This is a genomic window from Microcoleus sp. bin48.metabat.b7b8b9.023 (assembly GCF_013299185.1).
Classification (GTDB): domain Bacteria; phylum Cyanobacteriota; class Cyanobacteriia; order Cyanobacteriales; family Microcoleaceae; genus Microcoleus.
In genome coordinates this window covers 114024-126544 of the sequence record NZ_JAAFKG010000003.1, presented here as the reverse complement: position 1 = coordinate 126544, position 12521 = coordinate 114024, and the positions used below count along the sequence as shown (strand labels likewise).

At 43.3% G+C, this 12521-nt stretch carries 10 protein-coding genes and 2 pseudogenes; 8 read left to right on the top strand and 4 right to left on the bottom strand.

Translation table 11 applies throughout. The features are described 5' to 3' along the window. The first annotated feature begins 145 nt into the window (after positions 1-145). The 3 genes and pseudogenes from QZW82_RS02905 (at position 146) to QZW82_RS02890 (ending at position 2357) form a co-directional block, all read left to right on the top strand. Complete coding sequence (locus tag QZW82_RS02905) at positions 146-436, top strand: helix-turn-helix domain-containing protein (RefSeq protein ID WP_293144306.1); 291 nt, start codon at positions 146-148, stop codon at positions 434-436. 152 nt (positions 437-588) lie between these two features. Further along, positions 589-1796: pseudogene (locus QZW82_RS32170) on the top strand (ISAzo13 family transposase). Positions 1797-2122: 326 nt separating this feature from the next. Beyond that, positions 2123-2357: pseudogene (locus tag QZW82_RS02890) on the top strand (DUF433 domain-containing protein). 421 nt (positions 2358-2778) lie between these two features. Here the strand turns inward: QZW82_RS02890 and QZW82_RS02885 are convergent. Next, the gene (locus tag QZW82_RS02885) at positions 2779-3252 is read right to left on the bottom strand and encodes a hypothetical protein (RefSeq protein ID WP_293144303.1); all 474 of its coding nucleotides are present in this window, start codon (positions 3250-3252) and stop codon (positions 2779-2781) included. A 171-nt stretch (positions 3253-3423) separates the two neighbouring features. Here QZW82_RS02885 and uvrB point away from each other — a divergent pair, with 171 nt between their 5' ends. The 3 genes from uvrB to QZW82_RS02870 all read left to right on the top strand — a co-directional run bounded on the left by uvrB (position 3424) and on the right by QZW82_RS02870 (position 6106). After that, positions 3424-5436, top strand: a complete 2013-nt coding sequence (gene uvrB, locus QZW82_RS02880; protein WP_293144300.1) for an excinuclease ABC subunit UvrB — start codon at positions 3424-3426, stop codon at positions 5434-5436. Positions 5437-5516: 80 nt separating this feature from the next. Beyond that, a complete protein-coding gene (locus QZW82_RS02875; protein ID WP_293144587.1) occupies positions 5517-5747 on the top strand; it encodes a DUF433 domain-containing protein in 231 nt (76 codons plus the stop codon). Then, a complete protein-coding gene (locus QZW82_RS02870; protein ID WP_293144297.1) occupies positions 5744-6106 on the top strand; it encodes a DUF5615 family PIN-like protein in 363 nt (120 codons plus the stop codon). The genes QZW82_RS02875 and QZW82_RS02870 overlap by 4 nt, the downstream gene beginning before the upstream one ends. Here QZW82_RS02870 and QZW82_RS02865 read toward each other — a convergent pair. From QZW82_RS02865 to QZW82_RS02855, 3 genes are all read right to left on the bottom strand, one after another. After that, entirely contained in the window at positions 6099-6503 is a 405-nt protein-coding gene (locus QZW82_RS02865; RefSeq protein WP_293144294.1) for a hypothetical protein, read from the bottom strand. The genes QZW82_RS02870 and QZW82_RS02865 overlap by 8 nt on opposite strands. Before the next feature lie 88 nt (positions 6504-6591). Continuing rightward, complete coding sequence (locus QZW82_RS02860; protein ID WP_293144291.1) at positions 6592-6870, bottom strand: hypothetical protein; 279 nt, start codon at positions 6868-6870, stop codon at positions 6592-6594. A 1119-nt stretch (positions 6871-7989) separates the two neighbouring features. After that, a complete protein-coding gene (locus QZW82_RS02855; RefSeq protein WP_293144288.1) occupies positions 7990-9000 on the bottom strand; it encodes an endonuclease/exonuclease/phosphatase family protein in 1011 nt (336 codons plus the stop codon). A 278-nt stretch (positions 9001-9278) separates the two neighbouring features. Between QZW82_RS02855 and QZW82_RS02850 the strand changes: the two genes are divergently transcribed. Together QZW82_RS02850 and QZW82_RS02845 are read left to right on the top strand one after the other, a co-directional pair. Further along, positions 9279-10145: a substrate-binding domain-containing protein gene (locus QZW82_RS02850; RefSeq protein ID WP_293144285.1), complete on the top strand. Its 867-nt coding sequence runs from the start codon at positions 9279-9281 to the stop codon at positions 10143-10145. Between the two features lie 248 nt (positions 10146-10393). Then, entirely contained in the window at positions 10394-12325 is a 1932-nt protein-coding gene (locus QZW82_RS02845) for an ATP-binding protein (protein ID WP_293144282.1), read from the top strand. Positions 12326-12521: the final 196 nt, after the last annotated feature.

Genomic DNA, 12521 nt, shown 5'->3' with positions numbered 1-12521 from the left:
CTGATTAGCGGAATTCCCCATCCGTCTACACGGTGGGGATGGATAGCGCGGCTGTTGGAACTCCCCGATCCAACAGCCAATTAGCTTTGCCTTCCACCTAGAATATTTATTTACTGATTTAAGTTTTTCGTAGTAAGATAGAGACATGAAACACGCAGTCAAGGTACGAATTTACCCTAACGATGAGCAGCAAGTAGCGCTATCAAAAGCATTCGGCTGTGCCCGTTGGTTTTGGAATAATTCGTTAGCCATGACCAATCAACTTTATAAACAAACTGGTAAAGGGCTATCCCAGCAAGGGAGAAACGACCGTCTACCTGCTCTCAAAAAAGAGTTTGGATGGTTGGCTGAACCTTATAGCCAAGTGTTGCAATCGGTGTCGCTAAACTTGTCTAGAGAGTTTATCAATTTCTTTGAGCGACGGGATAAGGAATGAAAATTTAATAACACAAGCTATAAACAAATGAGTGATTGCAAAGGATGTAACATTTCATTTTGTGGTCAAAACTCATCCTTATTCGATGTTCACCTTCTTTGTTTCCCTAATAATTGGTTAGTTAATCTCCTTCATTTTGTTCAGGTAAATCTATGTATTACTCGTCTGAAATTACTGCTCAGATGCGGAAAATTTATCAATGTCTATCTGAAAAAGATCGACGAAGATATGCAGCAATAGAAGCCCAAAAACTTGGTTATGGTGGAATTAGTTACATATCCCGAATTTTGGCAGCAGACAGAAATACAATAGCCAAAGGCATTAAGGAATTAAATAGTGAATCAGAGACTACTTTTGAGCGACACAGAATTCGTCAAAAAGGAGGAGGAAGAAAAACTAGCGAGTCTCTGATACCTGGCTTGAATGAAAGTTTTTTAGAAGTGTTAAAACATTATACGGCAGGCAGCCCAATGGATGAGAAAATTAAATGGACTAATCTCACTCAAGAAGAAATAGTTGAAGATCTGAAAGTTCATGGCATAACAGTCAGCGTAACGGTTGTCAAAAAGTTATTAAAAAAGCACGGATATGTGAAACGTCAAGATCAAAAAAAACAAACAACAGAAATAACAAAGAATCGTAACGAACAATTTGAGAATCTTGCCAGAATCACTGAATAGTATGAGTTATAGGGAAATTCTATCATTAGCATGGATACCAAAAAAAAGGAATTTATTGGAGACTTATATCGTTCAGGAACTCTGTATACTACCGAAACAGTTACCACACTTGACCATGACTTTTTTAGTTTGGCTGAGGGCAAAATAGTACCTCATGGAATTTATGATGTGCAACATAATCGAGGATATTTAAGCTTAGGTATCAGTAAAGATACGAGTGAATTTGCTTGTGAATCGATTAAATCATGGTGGATCAATTACGGGATCTATCTCTACCCTCAAGCAAATTCAATCTTGATTAAATGCGATGGAGGTGGCAGTAACAATTCTAATTATTATATCTTTAAATCGGATTTACAAAAATTAGTCAATGAACTAAATATAGGAATCAGAATAGCACATTGTCCTCCCTATACATTGGAGTATAATCCAATTGAGCATCGCTTATTTCCTCATGTAACGAGAGCTTGTCAAGGAGTGATTTTTACTTCTGTTGAGTTGGTCAAAGAGCTCATGAAAAAAACCACACAAAAACCGGACTTTCTGTGCTGGTAAATGTGCTTGATAAAATTTATAAAACTGGTAGAAAAGTAGCAGATGGATTTAAGAGTACAATGAAAATTATTTTTGATGAATATTTGCCAAAATGGAATTACCGTGCTGTTCCGACAAATGAGTAGATAATGAAGTTATTAAATTTTCATTCCTTAGTAATTTAGAATTCAATATGCTTCAGTTAGCGGTTGTCGCTAGTAGGGGAGCATCTCTGTTTTGCATTTATTTATTATTATAGTGCTGTCCTCGCTCGCGTATTGTATGATACGCGAGCGAGGACAGCGCTCAAAGAAAAAATACTTTTTACAAAAATGAGATGCTCCCATCGCTAGCGAGGAAAGAAGCAATCGAGCGTATCTGTTTTTCAGTCTTGTTTTGCCGATGGGACTGTCCGATCATAACTGTATTGATTTAGAATTACTGTATTATGTGAAAAATAGGAATTTAAGATATGACGGATAGAAGTGCTTTGCTCACCAGAATTACTCAAACACCTGGTAAATGTGGTGGCCGCCCCTGTATTCGCGGTATGAGAATTCGCTTTCTTCGATATTTTGGAAACTCTGGCAGACAATGTAACCCCTAGCGAGATTCTAGCTGACTTTCCGGATTTGGAACCCGAAGACATTCAAGCGTGTCTGCTTTTTGCATCTCTGGGCATTGATTTCCCCAGGATAGCAGTATGATTTTTTGGTTGAATGCTCAATTGCCTCCGAGTTTGGCGAAATGGTTAACCGAAAAATTCGGTGTGAGAACTGTTACACGGCAATATATAGCAATCCTAAACCATTTGCATAATTCTTGTAGGGGCAATCCGACCCCTACTCCCCGTGGTTGCCCAATCCTCGGAGGGCGGGCACTCTTGGCACCGCCCCTACATATCTGCATGAATGATTTAGGATCGCTATATGAGATTGCAAGATGTTCAATATTTTGAAATATTTAATAGATTAAATCAATCAATTTAGATGATTAAATGCTTAATCGCGATCGCGATCAATTTGGATACCATTGTTTCATTAGTCATTAGTTAACATTGAGACATTAATGACTAATAGCGTTCGCGAGCGGGGACGCTCGCACTAATGACTAATGACCAATGAATAATTAATCTAAAAATCCCATTAAGGTCGAGCTGTCGTCAATGTCGTTGGAAGCAATTGGTCGGTTGCCTCCCATGGTGGAGTAAACTTCATCAATGTGCAGAGTGCTGATGGCAATAGGGCGCGCACCGGACATACTGAACATTTCGCTGACTTGCATGGCGCTGGAACCGATCGGGCGTCTGCCGAGTGTAGCCACCACTTCAAAGTCGCTGGCTTCGATCGGGCGATTGCCTACAATGCCGTAGGTTTCGCTGATGTGCAGGGTGCTAGCACCGATCGGGCGATTCCCCGAGATCGAGACTGTCTCGCTGATGGTAAAATCGTTTGGGCCGACGGGGCGGTTGTCATGTAGGAGTTGCGGCTGATAAAGTTGAATGCCCGCTGATTTGGCTTCGCTGGCGGGTGGTAGGGCCTTGGTAGTGCCTTTGCCGCCGCGGGGGCTCGCTTTGACTTTGTCTTTGGGTGTGAGAGCCATAATTTTTTTTCCTTGCTGATTACTGGGTTCGGACAACTGCTTTTCTGGGCTTTCTGCTTTCTATTTGAACCGATAATTAAAATAATATTATAAAGTTTAACTATTTTCTTAACGAAATTGCAGAATCTCTGAATTTTTGTTAAAATTTATCGGTAATAGCGACATTTTCCTATGGTAACTGCGGCAGCATCTTTTCAATTGCAAGCGCCCTTCGATCCCACGGGCGACCAACCGCTAGCGATCGCCCAACTCGTCAAAGGCATCCAAGCGGGCGATCGATTTCAAACCTTACTCGGTGCCACAGGTACGGGCAAAACCTTCACCATTGCCTCGGCGATCGAAAAAATCGGTAGACCCACCTTAGTCTTAGCGCACAACAAAACCCTGGCCGCTCAACTGTGCAACGAACTCCGCAATTTTTTCCCCAACAATGCAGTCGAATACTTTGTCAGTTATTACGACTACTACCAACCTGAAGCATACATCGCCGTTAGCGATACTTTTATTGAAAAAACCGCAGCAATTAACGATGAGATCGATATGCTGCGACACTCCGCCACGCGATCGCTCTTTGAACGCCGCGACGTAATTGTCGTAGCATCAATTAGCTGCATCTACGGTTTGGGAATGCCCGCAGAATACCTGAAAGCTGCTATCCCTTTGCAAGTAGGAATGGAAGTCAACCAGCGACAAATATTGCGAGATTTAGTCAACGTCCAATACAGCCGCAACGACATAGATTTAGGCAGAGGCAAATTTCGCGTCAAAGGCGATGTTGTAGAAATCGGCCCCGCCTACGAAGATCGAATTATTCGCGTCGAATTCTTCGGCGACGAAATTGATGCTATTCGCTACGTTGACCCCGTAACTGGTAAAATCATCCAAAGTACAACGGCTTTAAATATTTATCCGGCGCGCCACTTTGTGACTGCTGATGATAAATTAGAGGCAGCTTGCCAAGGAATAGAACTGGAATTAGAAGACAGGCTGCTAGCATTTGAAAAAGAAGGGAAACTATTAGAAGCGCAGCGGATAGAACAGCGCACCCGCTACGATTTGGAAATGCTGCGGGAAGTAGGTTACTGTAACGGAGTCGAGAATTATTCGCGACATTTAGCAGGTAGAAATGCCGGAGAACCGCCCGAATGTTTGATTGATTATTTTCCGAAAGATTGGATGTTGGTAGTAGATGAATCCCACGTGACTGTGCCGCAAATTCGGGGGATGTACAACGGCGACCAAGCGCGGAAAAAAGTATTGATCGAACACGGTTTTCGTTTGCCCAGCGCCGCAGACAACCGCCCTTTGAAAGCCGAGGAATTCTGGGCAAAAGAGAATCAGTGCATCTTTGTTTCTGCGACTCCTGGGAATTGGGAAATGGAAATCTCGGAAGGCAGAGTTGCCGAGCAAGTAATTCGCCCTACGGGAGTAGTCGATCCGACAATTTTTGTGCGCCCGACGGAAGGACAAATTGACGATTTGTTGGGGGAAATTAAGGAGAGAGTCACTCGGGACGAGCGAGTTTTGGTGACGACTTTGACGAAGCGGATGGCGGAGGATTTAACGGAATATTTGCAAGAAAGGGCGATTAGAGTCAGGTATTTACACTCGGAAATTCAGTCGATTCAACGCATCGAAATTATCCAAGATTTGCAGGATGGCAAGTTTGATGTGTTGATTGGCGTTAACTTGTTGCGGGAAGGTTTGGATTTGCCGGAAGTGTCGCTGGTGGTGATTTTGGATGCGGATAAGGAGGGGTTTTTGCGATCGGAACGTTCTTTGATTCAAACGATTGGGCGGGCGGCGCGCCACGTGCAGGGACAGGCTATTTTGTACGCTGATAATTTGACTGATAGTATGGTTAAGGCGATCGACGAAACGGATCGGCGCCGAGGGATTCAGCTAGCGTACAATAAGATGCACGGGATTACGCCACAGCCGATCGCGAAAAAGCGATCGACTAATGCGATTCTGGCGTTTCTCGATGTGTCGCGCAAGCTCAACTCCCAGCAGTTGGAGGAGGTTTACGAACAGGTGGATGAGCTATCTTTAGACGAGATTCCTCAGTTAATCGGGCGGTTGGAGACGCAGATGAAGGCGGCGGCGAAGAAGTTGGAGTATGAGGAAGCTGGTAAGTTGCGCGATCGCATTAAGCATTTGCGGGATAAGCTGTTAGGGCATTAAAAGCAAGTATAGAGCAGGCTGTCTGGCCTGCTCCACAAGAATTAGGACAGATTTTTGTTAAGGAAGAATGGGAGGATATGATGTTCGATCGGATTACCTTCGATCCAAAAATTATGGGAGGAAGAGCTTGCATTAGAGGAATGCGAATCACTGTTTCTTTGGTAGTGAGTTTAGTAGCAAATGGGATGAGTGTAGCGGAAATTTTGGTGGCTTATCCTTATTTGGAAGCTGAGGATGTTAAAGCTAGTCTCCAGTATGCGGCATTTTTGACGAACGAGCAAATTCGTCCATTTACCGGGAATGCAGCATGAAATTTTTGGCGGACATGGGTGTGTCTCCTGTAACTGTGCAAGCACTGCGCGAGCAGGGATATGATGCTGTACACTTAAACGAGCAAGGATTGGAGCGTTTACCCGATTCTGATATCGTGGAAAAAGCACGCCAAGAGCAACGAATTGTTTTAACTTTTGACCTTGATTTTGGTGAACTTTTGGCTATTAGTTCTGAATCTCTTCCAAGTGTGATTATTTTTAGACTGCAAAATACTCTTCCAGTGTTTGTTAGTTCTAGATTGCTGGCTGTTTTGTCAGAGTGCGGTGAAGATTTGGAAACAGGTGCAATTGTGACAGTGGAAGATAATCGTTATCGAGTACGACGACTTCCTATTTAAAGTTCGATCCGATTTCAACAATAACGCAACCTACCCCAGGTACATAGCGCACGGCTTTACCAACTGTCATGGGGTCTACATCTCCCCAATCATAGGGTGGAATTTCACCTTCTAGGTAAAGTTCGCGCCAAGTTGAGTTTTCCAACTCTTCCTCCGAAATATCGGGGAAAAGTACGAGCACTTCTCCAATACCGACAGGAAAACCATTGAGTTTGCTCAAGCCATCGATTACGGTAGCTAGAAGTGATAAGTCTATCTGGTGCAGATTTTCGGCTTTTTCGATCAGTTGGTAGATGGTTTCAGGATTGACTGTTTCGGGGATGACTTCTACCAAGCTGTCAGGGGTGAAACCTCGACTATTGAGGTATTCAGCTAGTTGCAAACGAATTGTACTCATAGGTTTTGTGAGTAAAAATTTTTAGGATCAAGTGCGATCGCCCTTTACCATTGTCCTATTTTTTGGATGGGAAGGGCGATCGTACTTTTTACCAGCTTCCTAGTCTTGTGGCTGCATATTCGCGATCGTGACAATCTGCGTTTGATGAACCATCGTTATCGCAGTAATTTGGCTGGTAATCACGTTCGCGCCTCAAGTCATCTATTTCCTGTCGCTGTTCTTGGATAGTTTCATCCTTTTCCTCAAGCAGACTGCGGATACACTCAGCCCAATCGGGGTTTAACTCCTCCAAAGCAGAGAGGGCGATCGCTGTCAGGCTCTGCTTGGCATACCATTGTCCGCCTTGTGGGTTATAATTGTCGAACATATATTTCAAAAGTTGGGTTTACTTGTGTTGGTCTGACGTTCAGAGGTCAAATTAACTGAGCTACCTAGCTAAAACGAGGGCATTGTCTGAATTGGTAGTTCAGGCAGGCCTTTTTCGTATCAGACAGGATTCGGTATTGCGAAAAATCCAAGACTTTAGAGCAAGGATTTTCAAATTTGAAAATTCAGGCGTCAAGGATTCAGTATTGCGACAAATACAAGACATTAAAGGGTTTTTACACTCGGCAGCGTTAGAGACTTGCGTTTTATCTTGTTCTTAAAAACTTAGCATGGGCAAGGTGAATTGTCAATGAAGACCTTGATATTTTGCTAGATTTTATGTTTTCAAAGGAGAACTGTAAAAAAAATAATTTAAATCTTTATTATGGACTGAAATGCAGATGCTTAGTAGCCGTGTATACGGGGTTATAAGAGATTTGAACTAGCAACTCGGCGGTTGAAACCGCGTCTACACGAACAAAACCCGACGGGAGCAGGTTGAAGAATTCGTGGTTGAGACTTTTTTGAGAGCACGGCCGATCGCTATTTTTATATATCCATAAAATATTGCCACAATTACAAGAGAGCCTCCTGCATCACAATTAACCTAAATCCCTATTAGGGATCGAAACAGCTTTATTCTCTTTCAAAAGCGAAACTGGTTTCGTTTTTGAGTGGCAATTAAGCTAAATCTCTATTAGGGATTGAAACTTATCCGTTATTATATTAAAAATGTGCGTGAAGCAAAGCTATCTCGTAGGCGATCGCCCAAAACACCACCAAAACCAACTACTTGCTCAACACCGCAGCATCCGTACTGCTAGCAAAAGCCGGACGAATCAACTCCTCCTTCTCTAACAGCGTGATGTAATCCTCATCTACAGCTAGCTGCATCACTTCCTTATTTCCAGAAATGGAAATTTATGTAAGGTAAATCAGGACTTATGCACTCCGCCAAAGAAACCGGGTTTTTACGAGTCTTCGGGCCCGAAGCAAGTATTTTTCACAAAAACCCGGTTTCTCGGCCCCGATGCGTAAGTCCTGACCCTCTTTATTCTTGAGTCCGCGAAGGCGGACTTTGTATGTGTAGAAGCGGTTTCAACCGCCGATTCACATATCCTTACAACAATTTAACCAACAATGGCAGATGATCCGAACCAATATTTGAACCAATTTCACGATCGACAGTCCTAAGCGACTTACTGTGCAGACAATGGTCGATCGCAATCCTGAACAATGAAGGTAACTTAGCCGGCCAACTCGTTTGCAAGCCGAAACCCAATTGAGAATTAATTAAATTACTGTCAACCGCAAACTGACGAAATCGACCACTCCAAGGAGTAGAATTCAAATCGCCGATCGCAATTACCGCTCTTTTTTGTCCTTCCTGCTGATTCACGCTCCACTTAGCAATCTCATCAAATTCTATCTTTTGAAACTCGGAAGCACCCTTACTATTAGTACCGCGCGCCGTTGATGTACTCAAAATCGCGATTTCTTTGCCTTCCCGGCGGACAATAACTTCAATCATCGGCCGCGGCGAATAGTCAGGCATATACAAGATTTGAGATGCGACTATTTCAATGTTCGGCGCAGCAGATATTGGCACTAGCATCGCCACACCAAGCGAATTGTCTAAAGGCAATACTGTATGTAATTTATAATTGGTTAAGTCAGACTTTAACTTGTTTAGCCATGTGGGAGTCACTTCTTGCAAAAAAATCAGATCGGCCTTTTGGCTGCTGACGTACTCGATCGCACGAGCATATTCGAGATTGTGGCGATCGAGGTTAGCATGGAAAATAGTTAAAGGAATAGAATTTGAGGAAACTGGCAAGTTGGGATGAAAAAAGAGCGGTAGAATCGCCACTAAATTTAGTGCGAACGGTACACCGAACAGAAAACTCCATTTTTGTCGGTAAATCCCACCTACAATTAGGGCGATCGCCAATATCAAGCTATATTGAAGGCGAGGATGATCCAGGACTTCAAAAATCCAGAATTTAGTTCCAAATAAACCTAAGATTGTAGCTATTGCGACAAATAATGCTAATAAATTGAGTAACAGTATTGTGGTTCCGATCGCCAGATTTTCCATTTTCATTAAGTTATTGGTTATTTTGTCAGACATCGATCTAATTATGGATTCGAGATAATTTAATATCGATATTAGAGTATTTAACTATTAGGTAATGAGGTGAAAATATCAAAAAATCCTATTCGATCGCACTTACGGCTTTTTCAGCCGACGCTGTGAGCTATTTTTTGTAAAGAAACCTTAATTTTACAACCATTTTTACCTATTGCTGCTATGGTAATGCCAAGCCAGGGAACTACTAAAATAATAATTACCCTCGGATTTGATAAAGAATTTAGTCCGCTGTTCATATTACCCAAAAATTTTAGACTATGAAACCGCACTTATTAATCATGACTTTAGGGGCGATCGCACTTTTTGGCCAGCCCAGTTGCTCAACAAACACCAGTAACTCCACGGCGACAACGGTTCCGATAACAGCAGCTTCAACCTCAGCATCCCTCAAAATCGGTGGTTCAAGCAGCACAGTAGGTGTCATTCAGACGCTAGCTAGTAATTACGAATCCACCTCCCAAAACACCAAAATCACTCAGTTAGAGCCGGGACAATCTGAAACAGTCATTGCAGGAGTCAAACAACAACTTATTGATATTGGTGCAATTTCTAAAACATTAAAGCCCGAGGAAAATGATGGCACATTAGAGTTTCGTGAAGTCGCCCACGATGCCCTTCTCGTTGCTACTCATCCCAGCGTCACAGGGGTAAAAAACCTGACCACTAAAGACCTCAAAGCCATTTACAGCGGCACCTTGAGCAACTGGAAGGAACTGGGCGGGCCCGATGCTAAGATTGTGGTACTCGATCGCCCAGAAGATGAATCAGCAAAACGCCTCCTCCGCAAACACTATCTCGGAAAAGATTTGAAAAGTTCACCGCAAGCAGTGGTATTACGAAAAGAAGGAGAATTAATCGAGGCGATTCAAAGCACTCCCTACAGCATCGGTACTTTTTCCCTGGCTTACGCCATTTCCCATAAACTACCCGTAAACCGTCTTACTCTCAACAATGTTGAGCCTACAGCCGAAAATGTCAAAGCAGGCAAATATCAAATGGTACGCCCGATCGAAATTCTCTGGCATAAAAATGCTTCGGAGTCTACTCAAGGACTGATTAAATATATTTTTAGCCCGTCAGGAACCACTGCTTTGGAGAAGTCTGGGTTTGTTGTTAGTAAATAGCATCAACTTGAGCTGCGAACCTAGTGTCAGCTTACTGATGAGTTGACAATTTTCTCGATCCTTCTCTATCCAGCTTTGTTAAGAGGGGACTAGACGATCGATTCCCCCTTTTTAAGAAATATTTACTGGTATCGAGAGTGCACGGTAAGCTAGATTTATTAAACAACTCGACGTTTAAATTGACACTACATCGTTTTAGCTACACTCAATCCTAGGTTGAAGTAGATATGTTACAGGGCTTCAGATATGTGCGACTCCCAATCTCAGTCAAGCTGTTGTCTCCTTTGTTGGTGGCATTTCTTAGCCTGTGGACGGTTGGAACCCTGGGTTTTGGTTATTTTGCCAGAAAGAACTTAGAACAAACGGCGCAAAAGGAGATAGAAGATAGGGCTACTTTACTCCAACAAGATCTGAAGCAAAAGCAAGAATTGCTCTACTTAAAAGCTCGTTGGGTGAGCGAGGACAGGAATGTAATCAGGGCCGTTGCTGCGGGCGATCGCCCTTTATTGCTCCGTACCATGTTACCAATCCAGGCATCCTTAAAACTGGATTTGATCAGAATCGTAGACACAAATGGTGAACTCTTAGTATCTTCGCAGCAGGGAGCACTTACACAAGCAATATTAGAAGATACTGCCATCAATCGTGCCGCTCGTGCTGGACTAAATTTATCGGGCATTTTGCTGGCAGAAAAAGGCGCTGCACCCTCCCTGGTAGGATTGATCTCGATCAAATCCTCCACACAAATTTTGGCTGGCTTGGTTGTGGGGAGTGCGATTGACGACGCACTACTTCAGCAAATGCGCGGTAACACATCAATGCACTTGGTTGCCTTCGGGGGCGATCGCATAACTGCTTCTACATTACAGCTTAATCGCGATCGCCCTTGGGAAGCTCCCCAGCCAGAGTCTGTGCCTGTACTGACAAAGATAGCAGGCAAAAACTACTTGATTAAAACGATCGGGCTACCAGGATTCGATCGGGCAACTCTCAAAATCGCCATACTCAAGTCTGTCACAGAAACCGAACAAGCAGAACAACGATTGTGGTTTGTGGTGGGTGGCTTTGGGCTGCTAGGAAGTTTCCTGGTGACGGGGGTAACAGTTTGGGGGTTTCGCATCACGCAATCTCTCAGTCGCCGGATTCAAAGCCTGACTCAAGCAACTCAGCAGTTAGCCCAAGGCGACTTAACCACTCGCATTCGGGTAAACAACGAAGATGAAGTAGGGATTCTGGCAGAATCATTTAACATCATGGCAGAAGAACTTACAAATCGCGATCGACAACTAAGCCAACAAATGCAGCAATTAGAAAGCACCCTGAAAGAATTGCATCGTACCCAGAGTCAGATGGTGCAGAGTGAAAAAATGTCAGCACTAGGACAAATGGTAGCAGGCGTAGCCCATGAAATCAACAATCCAGTTAGCTTTATTCACGGCAACATCACATACGTCAATCAATATACACAAGAACTGCTGCGATTGCTCAATTCATATCAACAGCACTATCCGAACCCTCCCCAATCGCTGCAAACAGAACTAGATGATGTGGATCTAAATTTTCTGAGTGAAGATCTCACCAAGGTACTGCATTCGATGCAAGTAGGCTCCGATCGCATTCGGGAAATTGTAATTTCGCTCCGCAATTTTGCTCGCCTGGATCAAGCAGAATTAAAGTTTGTCAATCTGCATGAAGGGATTGATAACACATTAATGATTTTGCAACACCGCATCAAAGCGACAGCACAACACCCAACCATTGAGATCGTAAAACAATATGGCGATTTGCCGCAGGTAGAATGCTATGCAGGACAACTCAACCAAGTATTTATGAATCTGCTAGTAAATGCGATTGACGCCTTGGAGGAGAGCAATCGAGGGTGCAGTTTCGATCGGATTGCCACCAACCCAAACACTATCTGCATTACTACTTCTCAGCCTGAACCCAACCAAGTGCAGATAGTGTTTGCCGATAATGGTGCAGGTATTCCAGAGAATGTGCGATCGCGGCTATTTGACCCTTTCTTCACCACCAAGCCAGTGGGAAAGGGAACCGGGTTAGGCTTATCTATCAGCTATCAGATAATTGCTGAAAAGCATGGCGGAAAATTATGGTGCGATGCTGCACCAAACCAAGGCACAAAATTTATCATAGAGCTGCCAATATCTGGTCATCATTAAGTTATAAAACTAAAGATTTAGGTTCGTAGTGAGGACTTTAGTCCGCATCAATCAAGCTAAGTTAGACAACTAAAGAGTTAGGTTCGTAGTGAGGACTTTAGTCCGCATCAATCAAGCTAAGTTAGACAACTAAAGAGTTAGGTTCGTAGTGAGAACTTTAGTCCGCATCAATCAAGCTAAGTTAGACAAACAAAAA

Bases quoted from the DNA above. Each gene is read 5' to 3' on its own strand.
- QZW82_RS02905 (WP_293144306.1), top strand. From the start codon at position 146: ATGAAACACGCAGTCAAGGTACGAATTTACCCTAACGATGAGCAGCAA.
- QZW82_RS02885 (WP_293144303.1), bottom strand. From the start codon at position 3,252: ATGGCTCTCACACCCAAAGACAAAGTCAAAGCGAGCCCCCGCGGCGGC.
- uvrB (WP_293144300.1), top strand. From the start codon at position 3,424: ATGGTAACTGCGGCAGCATCTTTTCAATTGCAAGCGCCCTTCGATCCC.
- QZW82_RS02875 (WP_293144587.1), top strand. From the start codon at position 5,517: ATGTTCGATCGGATTACCTTCGATCCAAAAATTATGGGAGGAAGAGCT.
- QZW82_RS02870 (WP_293144297.1), top strand. From the start codon at position 5,744: ATGAAATTTTTGGCGGACATGGGTGTGTCTCCTGTAACTGTGCAAGCA.
- QZW82_RS02865 (WP_293144294.1), bottom strand. From the start codon at position 6,503: ATGAGTACAATTCGTTTGCAACTAGCTGAATACCTCAATAGTCGAGGT.
- QZW82_RS02860 (WP_293144291.1), bottom strand. From the start codon at position 6,870: ATGTTCGACAATTATAACCCACAAGGCGGACAATGGTATGCCAAGCAG.
- QZW82_RS02855 (WP_293144288.1), bottom strand. From the start codon at position 9,000: ATGTCTGACAAAATAACCAATAACTTAATGAAAATGGAAAATCTGGCG.
- QZW82_RS02850 (WP_293144285.1), top strand. From the start codon at position 9,279: ATGAAACCGCACTTATTAATCATGACTTTAGGGGCGATCGCACTTTTT.